The organism is Bacillus sp. HSf4 (genome assembly GCF_029537375.1).
In the GTDB taxonomy this organism is placed as follows: Bacteria; Bacillota; Bacilli; order Bacillales; family Bacillaceae; genus Bacillus; species Bacillus sonorensis_A.
Map to the genome: position 1 here is coordinate 4380952 of NZ_CP120679.1, position 20667 is coordinate 4401618.

At 46.6% G+C, this 20667-nt stretch carries 18 protein-coding genes and 4 tRNA genes; 6 read left to right on the forward strand and 16 right to left on the reverse strand.

What is annotated here, in order from left to right; translation table 11 throughout:
• Nucleotides 1–76: 76 nt before the first annotated feature.
• From P3X63_RS22485 to P3X63_RS22545, 13 genes are all read right to left on the reverse strand, one after another.
• Nucleotides 77–871, reverse strand: a complete 795-nt coding sequence (locus P3X63_RS22485) for an MBL fold metallo-hydrolase (protein ID WP_277692167.1) — start codon at nt 869–871, stop codon at nt 77–79.
• A gap of 14 nt (nt 872–885) precedes the next feature.
• Nucleotides 886–1728 carry a two-component system regulatory protein YycI gene (locus P3X63_RS22490; RefSeq protein ID WP_026589448.1) on the reverse strand — a complete coding sequence of 281 codons (843 nt, stop codon included), beginning with the start codon at nt 1726–1728 and terminating at the stop codon, nt 886–888.
• On the reverse strand, nt 1715–3082 hold the full coding sequence (locus P3X63_RS22495; RefSeq protein WP_077735888.1) for a YycH family regulatory protein: 1368 nt from the start codon (nt 3080–3082) through the stop codon (nt 1715–1717). The genes P3X63_RS22490 and P3X63_RS22495 overlap by 14 nt, the downstream gene beginning before the upstream one ends.
• A complete protein-coding gene (walK, locus tag P3X63_RS22500; RefSeq protein ID WP_026589450.1) occupies nt 3072–4916 on the reverse strand; it encodes a cell wall metabolism sensor histidine kinase WalK in 1845 nt (614 codons plus the stop codon). Before walK ends, P3X63_RS22495 begins: the two co-directional genes overlap by 11 nt.
• A gap of 7 nt (nt 4917–4923) precedes the next feature.
• Nucleotides 4924–5631, reverse strand: coding sequence for a response regulator YycF (gene yycF / locus P3X63_RS22505; RefSeq protein ID WP_026589451.1), 708 nt, complete (start codon nt 5629–5631; stop codon nt 4924–4926).
• A 404-nt stretch (nt 5632–6035) separates the two neighbouring features.
• Nucleotides 6036–6108 (reverse strand) — tRNA-Phe (locus P3X63_RS22510).
• Between the two features lie 19 nt (nt 6109–6127).
• Nucleotides 6128–6204: transfer RNA gene (locus tag P3X63_RS22515), tRNA-Asp, on the reverse strand.
• A gap of 85 nt (nt 6205–6289) precedes the next feature.
• Nucleotides 6290–6361, reverse strand: a tRNA-Glu gene (locus tag P3X63_RS22520).
• 10 nt (nt 6362–6371) lie between these two features.
• A tRNA-Lys gene (locus P3X63_RS22525) sits at nt 6372–6447 on the reverse strand.
• Between the two features lie 220 nt (nt 6448–6667).
• Entirely contained in the window at nt 6668–7081 is a 414-nt protein-coding gene (locus P3X63_RS22530; protein WP_026589453.1) for an NUDIX domain-containing protein, read from the reverse strand.
• A gap of 58 nt (nt 7082–7139) precedes the next feature.
• The gene (locus P3X63_RS22535; RefSeq protein WP_026589454.1) at nt 7140–8432 is read right to left on the reverse strand and encodes an adenylosuccinate synthase; all 1293 of its coding nucleotides are present in this window, start codon (nt 8430–8432) and stop codon (nt 7140–7142) included.
• Nucleotides 8433–8745: 313 nt separating this feature from the next.
• Nucleotides 8746–10110, reverse strand: coding sequence for a replicative DNA helicase (gene dnaB / locus P3X63_RS22540; protein ID WP_026589455.1), 1365 nt, complete (start codon nt 10108–10110; stop codon nt 8746–8748).
• A 224-nt stretch (nt 10111–10334) separates the two neighbouring features.
• Nucleotides 10335–10553, reverse strand: a complete 219-nt coding sequence (locus P3X63_RS22545) for a hypothetical protein (protein ID WP_077735887.1) — start codon at nt 10551–10553, stop codon at nt 10335–10337.
• Nucleotides 10554–10907: 354 nt separating this feature from the next.
• Between P3X63_RS22545 and P3X63_RS22550 the strand changes: the two genes are divergently transcribed.
• The gene (locus tag P3X63_RS22550) at nt 10908–12113 is read left to right on the forward strand and encodes a CynX/NimT family MFS transporter (protein ID WP_026589457.1); all 1206 of its coding nucleotides are present in this window, start codon (nt 10908–10910) and stop codon (nt 12111–12113) included.
• Between the two features lie 37 nt (nt 12114–12150).
• Here P3X63_RS22550 and P3X63_RS22555 read toward each other — a convergent pair whose 3' ends face one another.
• On the reverse strand, nt 12151–13032 hold the full coding sequence (locus P3X63_RS22555) for a helix-turn-helix transcriptional regulator (protein WP_077735886.1): 882 nt from the start codon (nt 13030–13032) through the stop codon (nt 12151–12153).
• Between the two features lie 172 nt (nt 13033–13204).
• On the opposite strand from P3X63_RS22555, the gene nagA reads away from it, so the two are divergent.
• From nagA to nagE, 5 genes are read left to right on the forward strand one after another with little or no spacing between them, the layout of a single operon-like run.
• Nucleotides 13205–14449 (forward strand): N-acetylglucosamine-6-phosphate deacetylase, encoded by a 1245-nt coding sequence (gene nagA / locus P3X63_RS22560; protein ID WP_077735885.1) that lies wholly within the window; start codon nt 13205–13207, stop codon nt 14447–14449.
• A 2-nt stretch (nt 14450–14451) separates the two neighbouring features.
• A complete protein-coding gene (gene nagB / locus P3X63_RS22565; protein WP_077735884.1) occupies nt 14452–15198 on the forward strand; it encodes a glucosamine-6-phosphate deaminase in 747 nt (248 codons plus the stop codon).
• On the forward strand, nt 15195–15926 hold the full coding sequence (locus tag P3X63_RS22570; RefSeq protein ID WP_077735883.1) for a GntR family transcriptional regulator: 732 nt from the start codon (nt 15195–15197) through the stop codon (nt 15924–15926). The genes nagB and P3X63_RS22570 overlap by 4 nt, the downstream gene beginning before the upstream one ends.
• On the forward strand, nt 15923–16819 hold the full coding sequence (gene murQ, locus P3X63_RS22575) for an N-acetylmuramic acid 6-phosphate etherase (RefSeq protein ID WP_077735882.1): 897 nt from the start codon (nt 15923–15925) through the stop codon (nt 16817–16819). Before P3X63_RS22570 ends, murQ begins: the two co-directional genes overlap by 4 nt.
• A gap of 2 nt (nt 16820–16821) precedes the next feature.
• A complete protein-coding gene (gene nagE, locus P3X63_RS22580) occupies nt 16822–18195 on the forward strand; it encodes an N-acetylglucosamine-specific PTS transporter subunit IIBC (protein WP_026589462.1) in 1374 nt (457 codons plus the stop codon).
• Nucleotides 18196–18229: 34 nt separating this feature from the next.
• On the opposite strand, the gene rplI is transcribed toward nagE, so the two are convergent.
• Complete coding sequence (rplI, locus tag P3X63_RS22585) at nt 18230–18679, reverse strand: 50S ribosomal protein L9 (protein WP_026589463.1); 450 nt, start codon at nt 18677–18679, stop codon at nt 18230–18232.
• Nucleotides 18676–20658 carry a DHH family phosphoesterase gene (locus P3X63_RS22590; RefSeq protein WP_077735881.1) on the reverse strand — a complete coding sequence of 661 codons (1983 nt, stop codon included), beginning with the start codon at nt 20656–20658 and terminating at the stop codon, nt 18676–18678. Before P3X63_RS22590 ends, rplI begins: the two co-directional genes overlap by 4 nt.
• Between the last annotated feature and the right edge of the window lie 9 nt (nt 20659–20667).

A 20667-nucleotide genomic window follows, 5' to 3' on the forward strand; every position in this document is an offset into this window, starting at 1 on the left:
CAAATCCTTTCAAGGAACGATATATGTATATAGTGTGGATCATATCCTTTCAGATTAATCATTGAACAAGAAAAATTTATACGGCTGCAAGAGGTGTTGGCTTTTTGGGATCCGTATCGAATAAATCAAAGGCTTCTCCGGCCAGCAATCCCTTGGCGGCAAGGGTTTGCTGAACCGACATTCTCGCCAGCTCCTTCATATTGTTGTCCTGGCTTAAATGAGCCAAGTAAATTCTTGATGTCTCGTCTCCGATGACATCTTTCATCGCCAATGCGGCATCTTCATTTGAAACGTGGCCGATGTCGCTCAAAATCCGCCTCTTAATATTCCATGGATAGCGGCCCATCTGCAGCATCCCGACGTCGTGGTTGCTTTCAAAAATAAAGACGTTGGCCGAGCGGATAATGCCTTTCATTCTGTCGCTGACATAGCCGGTATCCGTAATCAGCGCAAGCTTTCGTCCATTATAGTGAAAAACGTAAAACATCGGTTCTGCAGCATCATGAGAGACGCCAAAAGATTCAACATCAAGGGAACCGAACGACTTTACCGACTCCATCGGAAACACGAACTTCTGACCGCTGTCTATTTTGCCGATATGGCCTTCCATCGCCTTCCACGTTTTTTCATTGGCATAGACGGGAAGCTCATATTTTCTTGCCAGCACACCGAGACCTTTAATATGATCACTGTGTTCATGAGTGACAAAAATTCCGTCCAGCTGGTCCAAACTCCGGTCAATTTGCGACATCAGACCTTCGATTGCCTTCCCGCTAAGCCCTGCGTCAACAAGAAAAGCGTGGTCATCCGTTTCCAAATAAAATGCATTTCCGGTACTCCCGCTCGCAAGTACGCTAAATTGCAGGCTCATGGTTTCTCACTCCATTACGATTTTTCCTTTTTCTCCTGTGATTGAAGAACAGCGCCGTCCCGTGCATCCACGATAAATTCTTCTTTTATCGTTTTGTCGTCCGTTTTGCGTTCTACTTCGATTCTCCAGACCGGTACGAAAATCTGGGCGCTTGCCAAAGGATACTGTGTGAAATATCCAAGTTCAGCCGATTTGACTTTGCTGTATTTTTTCAGAAAATCCGGATAGTATAACGCTTCAACCGCACCAACCGCCGAAATCAGATTTTCTGTTTTGACCTCTTTTATGTCCTGCAGCATCGACTGTTTATAAGAAACGACTTCATTTTTATCATTAAAATAAAGAACGACTTCTCCCATTTCATTGTTGGTATTATCTTGTCGATCCTGAAAAATGTAGCTTCCTTTGTACGTTTGGAAGAAGATGATCTGCTTTTGAGACTTGTCGATCTTCCAGAACTTATACTTGCTGCCGTCAATGATTTCCTCATCGACGATTTCCCTTGCTTTTGTTTTCATATCCGTTTTCGGCAGCACAATGGGATCATCAAATACCATTTTGATTTCTGTTAAGGGGTCTGTTTTCGACAGATCTGTTTTCGGCTTTTGCCCTTTTAACGATTTAATTTCGCTCGGTTTAAAGATCCTTTTTTGCGCGGAGATTGAAGAGCCTTTTGATGTCTCCTTCGACAAGTTGCCGTAGGAAATATGGTCTGCTTTCATATCTTCCTGCAGTGTCGACTTTTCTAAAATCGGGAACTGGTTGATTTTCCGTTTATCAAAGTATTGATACGCCAAAAAGATATCAAGGATCAGGAAGACGATGATGAAGATTGTTTTTGTTCTATTCCACTCCACTTTCCACGCCCTCCTTGACCACTGCATCCTTTTCGGAAACCGGCTGCACCTTCCCGTTTATTTTAATGCACCATGTCGGCACAAGTTTAACAAGCGGGTCTTGTTCCGCTGATACTGAAACCATTTCATAAGCGGGGAAAATTTGTTCAATCTTGTCAAAGTTGTATTCTTCATTGTCCTTCAAATATTGAATCAGCTCTTGTCCGCTCATGATTTCTTTCTCTTTTTTGCTGACCGGATTTGCATTCGCTCCTAAGACATATGTCGGGTGTTTATAATCCAAAATGTCATTGTTCGCCCAGCGAAGCTCAATGGATGTCGTTCCAAAAGGCTGGCTCTGGCTGTTGACGACCGGCATCTGATCCATGAATAAATTAAAGGTGACCTGCTGGTTTTCATTCAAGCCGAAAAACTGATAATCGTCCGTCCAGCTTCCGGTATCATTTAAATATTTAAAGCTTTTATTGATCAGTTCTCCATTTTGGTAGGAAGAACTCGGCTCTAAATTTCGATGCTGGAACTTCACTTCTCTATTGTTTGAGTAAACCTCTAAAAGGCTTGTTCCATCCGAATATACCGGCCTGTTTAAGTTCGTTTCCTGCCGCACGGTTTGAGGGTCATCAAACAGGGCATTTTTAAAACGCGTCGGGCTGATTGTTTCGGTGAAATACTCTTTTTCAAACATCTTCAGCTTATTAACCGGCAGCAGCACATCTCTTCTTGCATTAATTTCATAATCCTTATAAAGCGGCATCTGCGACTTTTCTTTCTCAATATCTGAGAGGATGTTCCGGTAATTGGCCGATTCGATTTCCGCTTCAACAACCGTCTCTTTGCTGAAGGAGACAAAATAAATTTTTTTCGTGCCGCTTCCTCCATTGAAAGGAAGAATGACCCGGTCAAATGAGTTATACTCATACGAATTGGCTGACCATTTAAACAGCGGCTGCAGCACATCGATTGGAATATTGTCGCTAAAAACGAGATCCAATTTGGAGGCGAATTTGTTTTTCGCGTACAGCCAGTTTTTGAACTTCTGCTTATCAAATTCGTCTGAGATGTCTCTCAACGACTTGACTTCCCAGTGGCTCATATCATCCCAGAGCTGTGAATAGAGCGTCATATCATTCAGCAAATAATGTTTCCCATTGTCATGAATAAACATCTGCTGCGGCTTTACGGCTTCATTTAACAGCTTTGTCTGGTTTGTAATCGGCTGCTTGTCGCTGACCTGTGCCTGAGAATCTTCAACTCTTTCGTAATTCCCCTGAAATCCCCAAATATTGAAGGTGAAAAGGAGACTGATCACAATCAGTAGGGACAGTATTATCGTTTTCATTGTCTCACGCTTCATCCCAATCATCCTCTTGCTCCTCTTTATATGGCAGGGTAAATGTGATCGTCGTTCCTTTGCCTTCGATACTGTCGGCCCAGATATCTCCGCCGTGGGCCTGTACCATTTCTTTTGCAATCGCAAGACCCAGGCCGGTTCCGCCTAGCTTTCTTGTTCTCGCTTTATCCACCCGGTAAAAACGCTCGAAAATCTTTTCCACATCTTTTCTCGGAATACCGACACCCTCATCTTTTACGCTGATATAAAGGAGTTCTTCCTCCTCATTGACATCAACGGAGAAGGTGATGTGGCCGCCTTCAGGCGAATATTTCAGCGCGTTTGAAATAATATTGTCCAGCACTTGTGTAATTTTGTCCGGATCTATTTCAACATATAAATTTCTGTCAGGCAGATGGGTGATAAAATCAACGTGCTGCTCCTTTGTCATTTCAAAGCGCTCAATGATAAGTGAAAAGAAGCGGATGAAATGAACCCATTCCTTGTTGAATTGATAATCCTTGCTGTCAAACTTTGAAAGCTGCAGCAAGTCGTTGACAAGCCTGATCATGCGCTCTGTTTCATTCTGCGTCACATTCAAGAACCGCGGCGCAATATTTGGATCTTCCCAGGCGCCTTCCGCAAGCGCTTCTAAATAGCTTCGCATCGTCGTCAGCGGCGTTCTGAGCTCGTGTGAAACATTTGCAACAAACTCTCTGCGCTCTTGATCAATCTGCTCCTGTTCTGTGACATCGTAAATAACCGCAATTAACCCATCAATTTTCCCGTGCTCTTTTTGAATCACCGAGAAATTGACGCGAAGCACAGATGTCCGTTCTTCCTGGTCAATCTCCAGAAGAAGAGAGTCCTGCTGCTCGACCAAGTCTTCAAACGAGTATTCATCTTCAATACCGAGCAATTTGGTAATCGGCATTTCCAAAGCCGTTTCACGTGAAACATTTAAAAGCTCTAAAGCCGGTGAATTTAATAATATAATGGCGCCGTTGCGGTTTGTCGCAATTACTCCGTCCGTCATATAGGCGATAACAGAAGATAATTTTTTCCGTTCTCCTTCTGTCATCGATTGAGCTTCTTTCAGCTCTCTTGTTAAATAATTAAAAGTCGTGGCCAATTGACCGATCTCGTCGTTTCCATACTTCCTGACTTTTCTCGAGAAATTCCCTTTTGCCAGCTCAATGGCCTGCTTTCGCATATCTGAAAGCGGATGGGTGATCGTCCGCGCGACAAAAATGCCGAGGAAAGCTGTGATCCCGAGAGCGATAAGTGTTCCGGACGCTAAAATCGTATTGATCGTCCGGATTTGCGTATAGACATCATCCATCGAGGCGACGACATAGATGGCCCCGATCGTCTCTTGATTGGATTTTTTAATTGGTGTGACGGAAATCCGCACCCTGCTGTCCCGTTCCGGATCAAAAAAATTGTTTCCGTACGGGATACCGACTAGCAATGTTCGTTTGATGATGCCCTCTGTTGTCTTTTTACCGGCTACTTCCCGATTGTACGGGTTGGAAGTTGCGATGACTTCATAGCTTTTATCAATCAAGCTGACTTCAAGGATTTCGCCTTCCTTGCTAAAATCATTCAAAATCCGCTCTGCATCGTCTTTCAAAGTAGTTGAAGAATCGGTGCTTCTGTCTTTCGTCATCTCCTGCTCAAGATAGTAGGAGAGGTTGTTCACCCGCTGGTCAAGTGAATCTTTGTAAGAGTTCAGAAGGGACTCCTCCATCTCCCTGACAAAGTAGACACCGATGATCTGCATGGCGACGATGATCAGCAGGATGTATATTAAAGTAAACTTAAAATGTATGGAGCGAAAAAAACCGACTTTATTCATTTGGGCATTATTCCTGTTCTGGGTTTCTCAAGTAATAGCCGACGCCTCGTCTTGTGACGATCCAGCTTGGATGGCTCGGATTATCCTCAATCTTTTCGCGAAGGCGCCTTACGGTTACGTCAACTGTGCGGACGTCTCCAAAGTAGTCATATCCCCACACGGTCTGCAGCAAATGCTCGCGGGTCATGACTTGTCCGATGTGTTTTGCAAGGTAGTGCAGAAGCTCAAACTCCCGGTGTGTCAGTTCGATTGTTTCATCGCGTTTGGAAACGACATAGGCATCCGGAAAAATAACGAGCGACCCGATTTGTATTTCGTTTGAAGATGTTTCTTCTTCGGCCGGCACCGCTGTGTTCTGTCTTCTCAGGTTGGCTTTCACCCTGGCCAGCAGTTCGCGCGTGCTGAACGGCTTTGTCACATAGTCGTCGGCACCGAGTTCCAGACCGATGACTTTATCGATTTCTGAATCCTTTGCGGTCAGCATAATGATCGGCATGTCGTATTTTTTTCGGACTTCGCGGCACACCTCGACACCGTCTTTATTTGGAAGCATGATGTCGAGCAGGACTAAATCGGGATTCAGCTCCTCGACCATTTGCAGCGCTTCAATGCCGTCGTATGCGCAATGGACTTCATAGCCCTCTTTTTTCAGATTGAATTCTAAAATATCAGCGATCGGCTGTTCATCATCTACAACAAGTATCTTTTTTTCCATTATCCATTCCTCCTGGTTCAGAGTTATCGTACAGCGCTCAGGGAGAGAGCTGTTTGTGTTTTATATCAAGTCGTCATAAAAAGCTCATTCATGAAAATAGATTTCTTATACATTATAACGTTAATGAGACAAAAATTAAAAAAATAGTTCAAGGGAAAAGTTTTGGAAATGTCATCCGAATAGAATGGCGCTGACTCGGACCCCTTCATTAAATTTTCATTACTTTTTTTACTGAAAAATGAAACATCTTTCATGATGAACACGTCTATATAGTAACGTCTTCTTCTTCGGCCGGGTCCTCCGGCCTCCCTTTTTTTCCTTTCTTGTTCCCTTTCTCGTTTATTCTATATTTCAACCTATAAATAAAACGCATCTGTTCCATTAACAGACGCGCTTTATTAAAGTGGCTCGGGACGGAATCGAACCGCCGACACACGGATTTTCAGTCCGTTGCTCTACCAACTGAGCTACCGAGCCAAATATTCATATTTTAAAATGGCGGTCCGGACGGGACTCGAACCCGCGACCTCCTGCGTGACAGGCAGGCATTCTAACCAACTGAACTACCGGACCTCTATTTTACAGTACCTGCTTCGGGAAGGAATCGTGGTCCTTCCGAAGCAAGCGGGGATTTAGCAATAACGCTAAAGTAAATCAATGACCCGTACGGGATTCGAACCCGTGTTACCGCCGTGAAAGGGCGGTGTCTTAACCGCTTGACCAACGGGCCATAGAGAAAATGGTGAGCCATGAAGGACTCGAACCTTCGACCCTCTGATTAAAAGTCAGATGCTCTACCAACTGAGCTAATGGCTCAAAATTAAATGACACCCTTAGATTTAATCTAGCATAACGACGTCCACATCTCAGAAAGCTTTTTCAAGATGCCTCTCGATGTGTACGCTGAAGCGTATTCGGGCGTGCTCTGTCAACTGAGCTAATGGCTTTAGCGATGCAAATTCTTTTTCGCAACAACGAGATTTATATTATCATAGAACGAACAGAGGTGGCAATATATTTTTTATATTTTTTCTATTTATTTTTCCCCTTCATGAAAATACTCCGCTCCTTCGGTGTTTACCCAGTGCATGATTCCGTGCGGGTGAAATACCGACAACAGCCGATTCGCCTCATCTATGGGCATCCACTTCGCTTCAAGAATGTTCTCATCGAATGTGAGAGTGTCAGGACGGTCTGTCACCGTTGCTTTGAACACGATAAAATAGACGTGCTCGTCACCGATCACCGCTTCATTTAATGCTAAAATCCCGAGGGGTTCAATGCCGCAGCCCGTTTCTTCCTTCATTTCCCTTGAGGCCGCTTCCGGCAGGGACTCTCCCGCTTCAACCTTGCCGCCCGGCAGCGTCCATGATTGATTTTTTCTGTTTTTCACCATCAGGACTTGCCCGTTTTCTTCTGCGAATGAATAGACGACATCAACTCGTTTCATTTGTTTGCCTCCTTTTGATAAAGAAAGCCTCTGCAACAACGGCAGAGGCTTGGATCAGTTAGTTCGGACGGTACACGCTTCTGATCACATTTGTCTGAGATCTGTCAGGGCCGACGGAGAAAATGGACAGCGGAATGCCTGTCAGCTGGGAAACCCGCTCAAGGTAATGGCGCGCATTTTCAGGCAGATCGCTCAAGTTTTTCGCTCCTGTGATGTCTTCAGTCCAGCCCGGCATTTCTTCATAGACCGGCTCACATTCGGACAACGCTTTTAAGCTTGCCGGAAACTCCTCAAGAATTTCTCCGCGGTATTTGTATGCGACACAGATTTTCAGTGTTTCGATTCCGGTCAATACATCGATTGAATTGAGAGAAAGATCCGTAATTCCGCTGACGCGGCGGGCATGGCGGACAACGACGCTGTCAAACCAGCCGACGCGGCGCGGGCGGCCGGTCGTTGTGCCGTATTCGCGGCCGACCTCGCGGATTTGATCTCCGATCTCATTTTCAAGTTCCGTCGGGAAAGGGCCGTCTCCGACACGTGTCGTATACGCTTTTGAGACGCCGACGACATGCTGGATTTTTGTAGGGCCGACACCAGATCCAATCGTAACGCCCCCCGCGACAGGGTTTGAAGACGTGACAAACGGATATGTCCCCTGATCGATGTCAAGCATGACCCCTTGCGCCCCTTCGAACAGGACGCGGCGTCCGTCGTCAAGCGCGTCGTTTAAGACGACCGACGTGTCGCAGACGTATTGTTTAATTTGTTGACCGTACTCATAATATTCATCCAAAATATCTTCTATTTTAAATCCTTCCGCTTCATACATTTTTTCAAGCAGACGGTTTTTTTCTTCCAGATTGCGGGCGAGTTTTTCTTCAAAAACGTCACGGTCCAAAAGATCGGCGATGCGGATGCCGACGCGTGCCGCTTTATCCATGTAGGCCGGGCCGATTCCTTTTTTCGTCGTGCCGATTTTGTTTGCCCCTTTCCGTTCTTCTTCCACCGCGTCAAGCTTTAAATGATACGGAAGAATGACATGGGCTCTGTTGGAAATTCTCAAGTTTTCAGTTGTGACATTGCGTTCATGTAGATAGGCAAGCTCTGTCACCAATGCCTTCGGATCAACGACCATTCCGTTGCCGATCACACATATTTTATCCTTATAAAAAATACCGGATGGAATCAAGTGCAGCTTGTACGTAACCCCGTTAAATTTAATCGTATGTCCTGCGTTATTTCCGCCTTGGTACCGTGCGATCACTTCCGCGTTTTCTGAAAGGAAATCGGTAATTTTTCCTTTTCCTTCGTCACCCCACTGGGTACCGACAACAACTACTGAAGACATATCCGTCCACCTCCGTTAACCTTTTCAAACGATATCAATATCAAACATAATCAGTTTATCAGTGTCACGCTTTAAAGTCAATTGTAAATCCGAACATTAATTTTACAACGTAACATTTTCGTTCGTTATTATAAAATTAATTTTACAATTTTCCTTTTTGAGAAACGGTTTTTCACTTAAAAACTCAAAAACTAGCGAACATGCAAATTTTTGGACAACGGCACATATGTGGACAATCAAGGCGCCTATTCCGCCCCATAGCTTCGCAGACAGGTAAGAACGCAAAAAATCCCTAAGAACATGTCTTAGGGATTTATGCACCAGGCGGAACACCCGCGTCATCAAAGCGGCGCTCCAGGTTCACGAATTTATTGTATTCCTTGACAAATGCGAGTGAAACGGTGCCGACCGGGCCGTTCCGCTGTTTTGCGATAATAATTTCGATAATGTTTTTATTCTCCGATTCTTTGTCATAGTAATCATCGCGATATAAGAAAGCGACAATATCGGCATCCTGCTCGATACTTCCCGATTCCCGGATGTCTGACATCATCGGGCGCTTATCCTGGCGCTGCTCGACGCCGCGGGAAAGCTGGGAAAGGGCGATGACCGGAACTTCAAGCTCCCTCGCCAGCGCTTTCAGCGCACGGGAAATTTCCGATACTTCCTGCTGGCGGTTGTCCGATGAACGGCCGCTTCCCTGGATGAGCTGCAAATAGTCGATTAAAATCATGCCGAGTCCGTTTTCCTGCTTCAAACGTCTGCATTTTGAACGGATTTCGCTGACGCGGATGCCGGGTGTATCATCAATGAAAATGCCGCTGTTTGACAGGCTTCCCATCGCCATCGTCAGCTTGCCCCAGTCTTCTTCCGTCAAATTTCCGGTACGGAGATTTTGTGCGTTGATGTTGCCTTCTGCACAAAGCATCCGCATGACAAGCTGTTCGGCTCCCATCTCAAGACTGAAGATCGCGACGCTTTCGTCCGTTTTCGTCGCCACATTTTGAGCGATGTTCAGAGCAAAAGCGGTTTTCCCCACAGATGGACGCGCGGCAACGATGATCAAATCATTTCTCTGAAAGCCGGCTGTCATTCTGTCAAGCTCCGTAAAACCGGTCGGAATTCCGGTAATATCCCCTTTGCGGTTGTGAAGCTGTTCGATATTGTCATAGGTTTGCACAAGAACATCTTTAATATTTTGGAAGGCCCCTGTATTTTTGCGCTGGGCGACTTCCATAATCGTTTTTTCCGCTTCGCTTAAAAGATCCTCGACCTCATCTTCCCGCGTATATCCGTCTTGGGCAATCGTCGTTGCCGTACGGATCAAGCGGCGCAGAATCGATTTTTCTTCTACAATCTTTGCGTAATATTCTATATTAGCCGCAGTCGGCACAGAATTTGCAATATCCGTCAAATAAGAAATTCCGCCGACCTCTTCCAGAAGATCCGTATTCGCAAGCTCTGATGTGACTGTCACCAAATCTACAGGCTCGCCGCGGTCCCCGAGAACAAGCATGGCGTTAAATATTTTTTGGTGCGACATTCTGTAAAAATCATCTGGAATCAAGACTTCTGACGCCAAAGTTAATGCCGATGGTTCTAAAAAAACAGCACCTAACACGGCCTGCTCAGCTTCAATATTTTGCGGCGGCAGCCTGTCATTCAGAAGATCTGTCATGTTAAGCACCGTCCTCCCATAAAAAATAACCCAACGTCTATTTTACCATTTTCACAGAAAAAAAATAGACTCTGGAAGAAACCCTTTATTCGGAAATATTTTCATAGAAAGCTTCGCGGAAAGGAAGTGTTGACCTGTACAGGAGAAAAAGGAGTGACGGGTATAACGGGGGCGGCCGCACAGCCGCAGGTGGTAAAAACGACAAGCTTAAAGGTGTTTGACCTTCAGTCCAGCCTGCCGTTCCAATTGTTTTTAAACAGCATGCTGACCATCAGATCGGTCGCATGTTGATATAAATCCCATTCCTCATAAGCTGCAAACCTCATCCTCAGCGTTTGCAGCACATTGCGCATATCTTTGTATTCTTCAAATGTGTAAAGGCCTTTTGATCTGACCTGAAGGTCATACAATTTCTTTTTCAATGCCGATAATGTCGTATTCATGCGCAGCACCTCCTATTTCATTTATAGTCTCTTTCTCTTTTTCTTCCAACTCATTTGTTATATGATGTTACAATAAATGTTGTCACTCATATTTACTGTTGCGTCCCTCGGACGCTCGGGTACAATAGAAAATGGAGGAAAAGAAGAAGTCTTTATAATATGAGCCGAAGCGGCGCAAAACCTTTCGGAATCCTTAAATCTTCCTGTCCGAACAAACCATGCCATATGCCGCAGCATATTCCGCTTGAAAACTTGCCGTCATACAGAAGCAGGATCGCCAAAAGTAACCTTGGACCGCGTTCCGGGTTTCTTTTTCATGTCACTTTTTCACCTGAAAGCAAAGGAGAATACAGCATGCAATACAATGACGCTCGACGCACCCGTATACACAATATCTTATTGATTGCCGGAATTATTTTTATCGCTTTTAATTTAAGACCCGCCATTACATCAGTCGGACCATTGATCAGTTCGATCCGCTCCGACTTGGTCATGACAAACGGGATGGCAGGTTTTTTGACGACTTTGCCGCTATTGTCTTTCGCGTTTCTTTCTCCAATCGCTCCAAAGCTCGGACAGAAACTGGGCAATGAAAGAACCCTTTGGGTGGGATTGGTCGTTCTGTTGATCGGCATTTTGCTGCGTTCCTATGGGGATCGTTTTACATTGCTTACAGGAACCGCTCTGATCGGAGTCGGGATCGCCATCTGCAATGTGCTGCTGCCAAGCCTCATCAAACACAAATATCCCGATAAAGCGGGCATCATGACAAGTTTGTATACAACGTCCATGTCGATATTTGCGGCGCTCGCTTCCGGAATCAGCATTCCGCTTGCTCACGGCTTGCAGTGGGGATGGAGCGCTTCACTGATGGTATGGGCGGGATTGGCGTTTATCGCCATTTTGCTCTGGGTTCCGCAGCTGCGCTATCATGACACGGCCAACAGCACCGTCCGCGTCAAAACGGAGGGACAAACCGTCTGGCGTTCCAAAATCGCCTGGCAGGTCACCTTCTTTATGGGCATTCAGTCTTTCTTGTTTTATTGTACGATCGCCTGGCTGCCTGAAATCCTCCGCTCCCACGGGATGAGCATGTCGCTTGCCGGCTGGATGCTGTCGCTGATGCAATTTGCCAGCCTTCCGTCGACATTTTTAACACCGGTGCTCGCCGGTCGTTTCCGAAATCAGAGAAGCATCGTCCTTGCTCTCGGCATTCTTTACTTAGCCGGGATGTCAGGCCTTTTATACGGAGGCAGTACGGCCATGCTGACTTTCTGGGTGATTCTGATCGGAATTGGACAAGGTTCAAGCATCAGCTTGGCGCTGGCTCTCATCGGACTGAGAAGCGAGAACGCCGATCAGGCGGCAGCTTTATCAGGAATGTCGCAATCCGCGGGTTATTTGCTGGCGGCGATCGGCCCTAGTTTTGTCGGATTTTTATATGATCATATGCATTCATGGAACGGACCGATCCTGCTTTTCGTCGCCGCGCTTGTCGCTCTCATTGGTGCAGGGCTTGGCGCGGGCAGAAATCAGTATATCTACGCCAAACCAGCATAAAAAAAGCTGCCGGGATTTCCCGGCAGCTTTTTTCCCTTTATAACTCTTCCTCAAATGATAAATTAACCGGTTCTTCTAAGAGTTCACCGTGTATTTCCATATTCGTTGACGGAACACTTTCGTCAACCTCTTCAAATGTGACATGATCGATCCACACATGACCGGGGCCGGATAGCTGAATCCCAAATGAAATGACCGCGCTGTTTTCAGGCACATCTAATACTACGGCGTAACGATTCCAATTCGTCGTTCCCGTAATCGGCCTATTGCTCATATTATCAAATTGAAGCACATCCTCCGCCGCACTGTCGACCCGCATCCAAAGAGAAGAAAAATGCTGCACTCCTTTCGTTTTGATAAAGCAGGACAGACGCAGCCTTTTCCCGCGGTAGCGGTCAGCCTTAAACTGCTGCATCATCGTGGCAAACTCACCGATATCCTGAACCATGATTGATTTTAAATAGCCTGAAGCTTTGCCGTGAAGTACATGTTCCCGATCTATCCCCATTTCGAATTGAAACGGGTGGCTTCCGCTTAGTACCCAGCCTTTCATGTTTTTCTCCATCCAAGATTCCTCCTTTTTTGAAGCGATCGGCCTCATCAATGTCCGGTATGCGCCCGGCGGCATGTGATACAGCTTTTTAAACGCCCTTGTAAACGCTTCTTGTGACTCGAACTGATAGTGCAGCGCAATATCGATGATACGGTGATCTGTATAAAGCAGGTCTGTAGCAGCATGGGCAAGACGCCTCATACGAATATAGGAAGCGGCTGACATCCCGACTTCCGCTTGAAAAATACGATGAAAATGAAATTTGGAAAATCCCGACACACCGGCAATATCCTCGATTGAAATCTGCTCGTGCAAATGTGATTCAAGCCAATCGATCGTTTTTTGAACCGCCCTTTCATAATGCATGTTGGCCGCAGTCTCCTTTCACCTCTAGAATACTGGATTCCGCATCGCCTTTTTTGATTTTTTTTGCGATGTGGATATAACCTGACAAAAAAGCCGGCAAACGGTGTGTCATGATGTATGATTGGATAGAAGAAAAATATTTTTGTTAATGGTCTAGACAACTAGAACTATAATGTTCTATACTGATGATAACGTTTTCAAGAAAGGACTTTTGGCTGTGAAAACTAACCAAACTAAACGCTATATTTTAAAACATCTTCGTATTTACAGTGAAAATGGAATGATAGAAAATGGATTTGTCCTGACAAATGGAGAAACAATTGAGGCTTGCGGATCAATGTCAGAGCTTCCCGAAGCTGCACAGACCGCTGAGCCGCTGACATTTCCGGAAAACTTTAAAGTGCTCCCCGGGATGATTGACGTTCATATTCACGGTGCAAACGGCGCGGATGTCATGGATGGAACGCCCGAAGCTTTAAACACGATGGCTGAAGCCCTTCCGAAAGAAGGGACGACAAGCTTTCTCGCAACAACGATGACCCAGGATGCAGCCAGCATCGAACAAGCCTTGGCAAATGTCAAACGCTATATGGAGTCAGACATTCGTCCGGGCACTGCCGAAGTTTTAGGGATTCATTTGGAAGGCCCTTTTATTTCAGAAAAGCGGTGCGGGGCCCAGCCGCCCGATGCCATCATTCCGCCTGACTTATCTTTATTCAAAGCATGGCAGGAGCTTTCAGGGAACCATATTAAACAGGTGACGATCGCGCCTGAGCTGGAAGGCTCTTTAGAGCTCATCTCTTATTTGAATAAAACCGGTGTTGTCGCTTCAGCCGGCCATTCTGATGCAGGGTTAAAGGAAATGGAGGCAGGGATCGAAGCGGGCTTATCACATGTCACCCATTTGTTCAACGGCATGCGGGGTCTGCACCACCGGGAGCCCGGGGTAGCGGGCAGCGCCCTTTTACATCGTGAATTGATCGCTGAGCTGATAGCAGACGGGATTCACGTCCACCCAGCCGTCATGAAACTGGCCTTCCGGCAAAAACAGAAAGAGGGCATCATTTTAATCACCGATGCGATGCGCGCAAAGTGTCTTAAGAATGGAACTTATACATTAGGCGGCCAGGAGGTGTTTGTAAAGGATGAGAAAGCCGTGCTTCAGAACGGCACATTGGCCGGCAGTATTTTGAAGATGGATCAGGCTGCCCGGAACATGATGGAATTCTCTGAATGTACACTGGAAGACATCGTCCATATGACAGCGGTGAACCCTGCCAAACAGCTTCAGATCTTCGACCGCAAAGGCAGCATCAAAAATGGAAAGGATGCCGATTTGATCGTTTTGAACGAAAAAAGCGAAGTTGTGATGACGCTGTGCAAAGGGGTTATCGCGTTCAACAAAAGGGAGGTTTAACCATGAATATCATTGAAGCTAAAGATTATCAGGATATGAGTCAAAAAGCCGCCCGATTCATCATCGACAAAGTGAATCGCTTCTCTGCACCCGTGCTTGGCCTTGCGACAGGAGGAACGCCTCTTGGGACGTATCAAACCTTGAGGGAAAATTTCGTGCGAAATGGAACGTCCTATAAGCATGTATACACTGTGAACCTGGATGAGTATGTCGGGATTTCACCTGATGATGAGAACAGCTATACGCGCTATATGAAAAACCAGCTGTTCGACCATATCGACGTTCCCCTAAGCCATACCTATTTGCCTGATGGCATGGCGGAAGATTTGGCCGTCGAATGCAGACGCTATGAGCAGTTGATCGAGCGGCTGGGAGGTGTTGACCTGCAATTGCTCGGCCTCGGCTTAAACGGTCACATCGGCTTTAATGAACCGGGGACACCGTTTTCGTCTCAAACACATGTCGTCACACTGACAGAATCAACGCGAAAAGCCAATGCCCGCTATTTCGATGATCTTTCGTCCGTCCCGTCCCAGGCTGTGACTATGGGTATTTCGACAATCATGAAAAGCAAACAGATTCTGCTGCTCGTTTCAGGGGCGAAAAAAGCCGGCATTCTGGCCAAACTGCTCAGTGAAGAACCGAGTGAAGACATCCCCGCTTCCATATTAAAAAAACACCAGGATGTCGTCATCATCGCTGACAGTGATGCGCTATCGATTGTGAAAGAAAGGGGTATGATCGATTGATAAAAAAAGATTCCCACATCCCCATCTACTACCAGATTGAAACTGAAATCAAAAAGATGGTCGAAACAAAAGACTTAAAGCTCGGGGACTTGATTCCTTCGGAAAGGGAGTTTGCCGAGAAATATGAAGTAAGCAGAATGACCGTCCGGCAAGCGGTCAACAACCTTGTCAACGAAGGCATCCTCGTACGGAAGCGGGGGAAAGGAACATTCATTGCCAAGCCGAAGATTGAGCAGCCTCTCAAAGGGTTGACAAGTTTTTCTGAAGACATGAAATCAAGAGGCATGACACCCGGCACGAACATGCTCGGATTCGGCATTATCGCTTGTGATCAGCGAACGGCGCACAAATTGGAGATCGCGGAAGGCTCACCCGTCTACGAAGTGAAACGGATCCGCCTTGCCGACGAAATTCCCATGGCATACGAAATCTCATATTTGCCGGCCGATTTGATAAAAGGTCTGACAGAGGATATTATGAGCGCCTCACTGTACGACTATGTTGAAAACACGCTGTCTCTCACCATCGACCGCGCGGCACAGACATTGGAGCCGTCTATCGCGACCCAGGCAGAAAGCGAACCGCTCGACATTGATGTGGGCGCGCCCGTTCTTTTGATTGAGCGATGCAGCTATTTGGAAGACGGCAGACCGTTTGAAATGGTGAAATCCGTCTACAGAGGCGACCGCTACAAATTCGTCATCGATATGAAGAGGAAAGAAACATGAAGAAGACAGAGGAAACCAATGAAAAAAGCAGAGCGCTCGATGAGATGAGCGCGTTGGAAATCGTCACTTTGATGAATGAAGAAGACCGTTCGCTTCCGGGCGCCATCAAGCCTCACCTCCCCCAAATTGCCGATGCCGCCGACGAAATTGTCAGCTGCCTGCAGAACGGCGGAAGGGTGTTTACAGCCGGAGCCGGTACAAGCGGCAGAATAGCTGTCCTTGACGCCGCGGAATTGCCGCCGACATTCTCCATCGATGAAAATCAGTGGGTCGGCCTTATCGCGGGGGGACATGAAGCAATGTGGAAGCCGCTTGAAGAAAATGAAGATGACCCGGAAAAGGTCGTCGCCGAATTGCAGGCGCATTCGTTTTCAAAAGACGATCTGTTCATCGGCGTGACGGCCAGCGGTTCAACTCCCTATGTCCTTGGCGCCTTATCCTATGCCAAAGAGATGGGGGCCGTCTCGGTATCGATCAGCTGCAATACAGGGACAGAAGCAGGCAAAAACAGCGCAATCGCGATTGAGGTGCAAACGGGACCTGAAATCATCCGCGGCTCAACCCGCCTCAAAGCCGGAACCGCGCAAAAAATGATTCTGAATATGCTGTCAACCGCTGCAATGGTGCGGCTCGGGCACGTTTATCAAAACGAGATGGTCAATATGAAATTGCTCAATCAAAAGCTGTCCAACCGGGCCATCAGCATATTAATGAATACAACCGGCGTCTCGCGGGAGGAAGCTTTGCAGGCTTTAAAAGAAAGCAGCTTCGACATTAAGGCTGCGATCTTTATCGTGCTGACAAACGGATCTTCGGAAGATGCCGGACGCTGTTTAGCCCATGTAAACGGCCATTTAAAAAAAGCAATTCACTATTATCGAAAGGGGTTTTAACAATGTTGGGATTTCTTCAAAACATCGGCCGCGCCCTGATGCTGCCGATCGCCGTTCTTCCTGCCGCGGGACTGCTCCTTGCCTTAGGAAGGGAAGACCTGTTTAACATTCCATTCATTGCCGCTTCAGGTCAGTCGATTCTCGATCAATTGCCGATCATCTTTGCGATAGGTGTCGCCATCGGCCTGTCAAAGGACGGACACGGCGCCGCCGCCCTATCCGGAGCCATCGGCTATTTTGTGCTGACAGGCGGCCTTGCAGCCATTAATGAAGACCTCAATATGGGGGTTCTCGGCGGGATCATCTCAGGCGTCGTCGCCGCCGTCATGTATAACCGCTTTAAAGATGCAAAACTGCCGGACTGGCTTGGATTTTTTGGCGGAAAACGCTGCGTTCCGATCATGACGGCCTTTTCTTCCATCATCCTCGCGGGCATTTTCGGGTTTGTCTGGATATACGCACAGCAAGCAATCGACGCCGTCGGCACCTGGATCATTCATGCTGGGGCATTAGGAGTCGGAATATTCGGTCTTTTGAACAGGCTGTTGCTTCCGCTCGGTCTCCATCATATTTTAAACAACATGGTTTGGATGGTCTTTGGCGAATTCGCCGGCAAAACGGGTGATATGAACCGCTTCTTTGCCGGAGATCCGAATGCGGGCGCATTTATGACCGGTTTCTTCCCGATCATGATGTTCGGTCTGCCAGCGGCGTGTCTTGCGATGATCGCCGCCGCTAAAAAACACCGCCGTAAAGCAACGGCCGGTTTATTAATCGGACTCGCGTTTACATCGTTTTTAACAGGGATAACAGAGCCAATTGAGTTTACATTCATGTTCCTGTCACCGCTCCTTTTCGGTATTCACGCCATTTTAACGGCTAGCGCGATGACCGTGACCAACATGCTCGGCATCCATCACGGCTTTACCTTTTCAGCGGGAACGATCGATTATCTCTTAAACTATGGAATCGCCACAAAACCGCTATTGCTGCTTCCGGTCGGACTGGTGTACGGTATCATCTATTTCATCATCTTTTACTTCTTAATTACAAAGCTGAATTTGAAAACACCGGGACGAGAAGATGAAACCGAGCAGGAGGCCGCGCCGGTGAGCGTGGAAACGGGGTCTTCCAAATACGAATCGCTTGCGGTCCAATACCTTGAAGCGCTGGGCGGAAAAGAAAACATCGACACATTGAACAATTGCGTCACCCGGCTGCGCCTTAAGATCCGCGACGCATCCAAATTGGATGAACAAACATTGAAAGCGCTGGGCGCCAAAGGCATCGTGAAGCTCAACCAGCACGAGCTCCAGGTCATCGTCGGCACAGATGTCGAGTTTTTGGCAAATGAAATGAGAAAACATACGGAATAAAAGAGAATCCCCTTCACTAGAAGGGGATTCTTTTTTACGATTGCTCTTTCACATGAACTTTCAGTGTCGCTTGAACTTCCGGATGCAGCTTCACCGGAACATTTGTATATCCTAACGAACGAATCGCATCGTTCAATTCAATTTTACGTTTGTCTATTTTTAATTGATGGGCCTTTTGGAGCGCATCGGCAATTTGTTTGCTTGTGACAGAACCGAAGAGACGGCCGCCTTCCCCGGATTTTGCGGAAAGCTCCACCGTAATGGTTTCAAGCTTTTTCTTCAGCTCCTGCGCTTGCTTTAATTCTTCAGCCGCTTCTTTTTTCTCTTTTTTCTTCTGTCCTTCAAGCGCGCTGATATTAGAAGATGTCGCCTCAACAGCAAGCCCTTTTTTGATCAGAAAATTATGAGCGTAACCATCCGCTACATTTTTCACTTCGCCTTTTTTCCCTTTGCCTTTAACATCCTGTAAGAAAATTACCTTCATTTTTGAATGCCTCCTTCAAAATACTCGTCTATCGCTTCCTTGAGGCGGCTGAGCGTCTCCTCAACAGAGATATCCGTCAGCTGTGTGGCGGCGTTTGTTAAATGCCCTCCGCCTTCAAGAGCCTCCATGATGATTTGAACATTCACTTCGCCAAGCGATCTGGCGCTGATGCATACCGTGCTGTCATCCCTTCTCGCTACAGCGAAGGAAGCTTCCACATCACTCATGGAAAGAAGGGAATCCGCGGCTTGCGCAATGATGACCTGGTCAAAATATTCGTCCGCCTCACCGTTCGGCAGAGACGCGATGGCGATGCCGTTTTTATAAAAAGACGTGTGCTGAATGAGCCTCGCCCTTTTAATAAAATGATCAGCTGTTTCTTTTAAAAACTTTTGCACCAATACGGTGTCAGCCCCCTTCGCACGGAGGTATGACGCCGCATCGAATGTACGGGAACCGGTGCGCAGCGAGAAGCTTTTCGTATCCACAATAATTCCCGCCAGCAGCGCGGTCGCTTCGATCATATTGATTTTCAGGCGCTTCGGCTGGTATTCAAGAAGCTCTGTCACAAGTTCTGCCGTAGATGAAGCATACGGCTCCATATAAACAAGCAGCGGGTCTTTAATAAACTCTTCCCCTCTTCTATGATGATCGATCACGACGACATTTTCAATTTTATTGACCAGCCTTTCTTCGATGACAAATGAAGGCCTATGTGTGTCAACAACGACAAGAAGCGTGTCATCGTTAGCGATCTCCAGCGCCTCTTCCGGCGTTATAAAGCGTGACCAGAGGTCTTCGTATTTTTTGATTTCCTCAATCAAACGCTGGACGCTGGCGCCTATCTGACCGGGGTCGATGACGACAAATCCGTCTTTTCCATTGGCCTGTGCGACTTTTAAAATCCCGATGGCTGAACCGATCGAATCCATATCGGGAAACTGGTGCCCCATGATGATCACATTGCTGCTTTCAGAGACGATTTCCTTGAGAGCGTGTGAAATGACTCTGGCCCTGACGCGCGTGCGTTTTTCCATCGGATTTGTTTTCCCGCCATAAAACTTCACTTTTCCGTTTGGCTGTTTGATCGCCACCTGGTCCCCTCCGCGTCCGAGCGCCAAGTCAAGGCTTGATTGCGCTAAATCGCCAAGCTCCTTCAAAGATGCAACAGATGCACCAATCCCGATGCTCAGTGTCAGTGAAATTGTATGAACGGACGTTTTTTCGCGGACTTCATCCAGAATCGAAAACTTCGATGCTTCCAGCTCGCTTAAAATATGCTCATTCAAAACACCGATAAACCGCTCGGAAGATACCCTTTTCAGGAAGATCCCGTACTGCTTAGCCCATTGATTCAGAAGGGATGTCACTTCACTGTTCATCGTGCTTCTCGTCTGATCATCAAGCCCTTGTGTCACATCATCATAATTGTCTAAAAATATGTAGGCGAGAACCGTTCTTTCATTCTCATATTGCTTTTCAATCTGTATTTGCTCTGTGACATCAAAGAAATACAGCAGCTTTTCTTCTCTTTTGATGACAACGTTGAATTTACGGTCATTCAGCGTAATCGTTTCTGTATCCACTTCCTGCTTAATCAAAGGAACGACAGACTCGCAGGTATCGTAAAGAGAACGCCCGACAAGCGTGCTTTCATTAAAACAAGACGCCATAAACGGATTGGCCCATTCGATGTAGTATTGATCATTAAAGAGCATGATCCCGATCGGCATTTCCAGAAGCGCCTCTTCTCCGACTTTTTTCAGCCGGTAAGACAAAGTGGATATATAGTCGTCCAGCTCTTTTCTGATTTGAGAGTCGGCGCGTTTTAAAAAGTATAAAATGACGCCAAGAATCAAGATGCCGGCCGCTCCTGCCATCCAATTAAAATAAAGGTTGATGAGGACAGAAATGATTGTGACGATAATTAATGAATAAATGGGATATCGAAATAACGGTTTTTCATAAAAATTTGGCACTCAAATCAA

What these genes read in the sequence shown, in the direction of transcription:
- P3X63_RS22485 (WP_277692167.1), bottom strand. Translation starts at nt 871, where the DNA reads ATGAGCCTGCAATTTAGCGTACTTGCGAGCGGGAGTACCGGAAATGCA.
- P3X63_RS22495 (WP_077735888.1), bottom strand. Translation starts at nt 3,082, where the DNA reads ATGAAGCGTGAGACAATGAAAACGATAATACTGTCCCTACTGATTGTG.
- walK (WP_026589450.1), bottom strand. Translation starts at nt 4,916, where the DNA reads ATGAATAAAGTCGGTTTTTTTCGCTCCATACATTTTAAGTTTACTTTA.
- yycF (WP_026589451.1), bottom strand. Translation starts at nt 5,631, where the DNA reads ATGGAAAAAAAGATACTTGTTGTAGATGATGAACAGCCGATCGCTGAT.
- P3X63_RS22530 (WP_026589453.1), bottom strand. Translation starts at nt 7,081, where the DNA reads ATGAAACGAGTTGATGTCGTCTATTCATTCGCAGAAGAAAACGGGCAA.
- P3X63_RS22535 (WP_026589454.1), bottom strand. Translation starts at nt 8,432, where the DNA reads ATGTCTTCAGTAGTTGTTGTCGGTACCCAGTGGGGTGACGAAGGAAAA.
- dnaB (WP_026589455.1), bottom strand. Translation starts at nt 10,110, where the DNA reads ATGACAGATCTTCTGAATGACAGGCTGCCGCCGCAAAATATTGAAGCT.
- P3X63_RS22545 (WP_077735887.1), bottom strand. Translation starts at nt 10,553, where the DNA reads ATGAATACGACATTATCGGCATTGAAAAAGAAATTGTATGACCTTCAG.
- P3X63_RS22550 (WP_026589457.1), top strand. Translation starts at nt 10,908, where the DNA reads ATGCAATACAATGACGCTCGACGCACCCGTATACACAATATCTTATTG.
- P3X63_RS22555 (WP_077735886.1), bottom strand. Translation starts at nt 13,032, where the DNA reads ATGCATTATGAAAGGGCGGTTCAAAAAACGATCGATTGGCTTGAATCA.
- nagA (WP_077735885.1), top strand. Translation starts at nt 13,205, where the DNA reads ATGTTCTATACTGATGATAACGTTTTCAAGAAAGGACTTTTGGCTGTG.
- nagB (WP_077735884.1), top strand. Translation starts at nt 14,452, where the DNA reads ATGAATATCATTGAAGCTAAAGATTATCAGGATATGAGTCAAAAAGCC.
- murQ (WP_077735882.1), top strand. Translation starts at nt 15,923, where the DNA reads ATGAAGAAGACAGAGGAAACCAATGAAAAAAGCAGAGCGCTCGATGAG.
- nagE (WP_026589462.1), top strand. Translation starts at nt 16,822, where the DNA reads ATGTTGGGATTTCTTCAAAACATCGGCCGCGCCCTGATGCTGCCGATC.
- rplI (WP_026589463.1), bottom strand. Translation starts at nt 18,679, where the DNA reads ATGAAGGTAATTTTCTTACAGGATGTTAAAGGCAAAGGGAAAAAAGGC.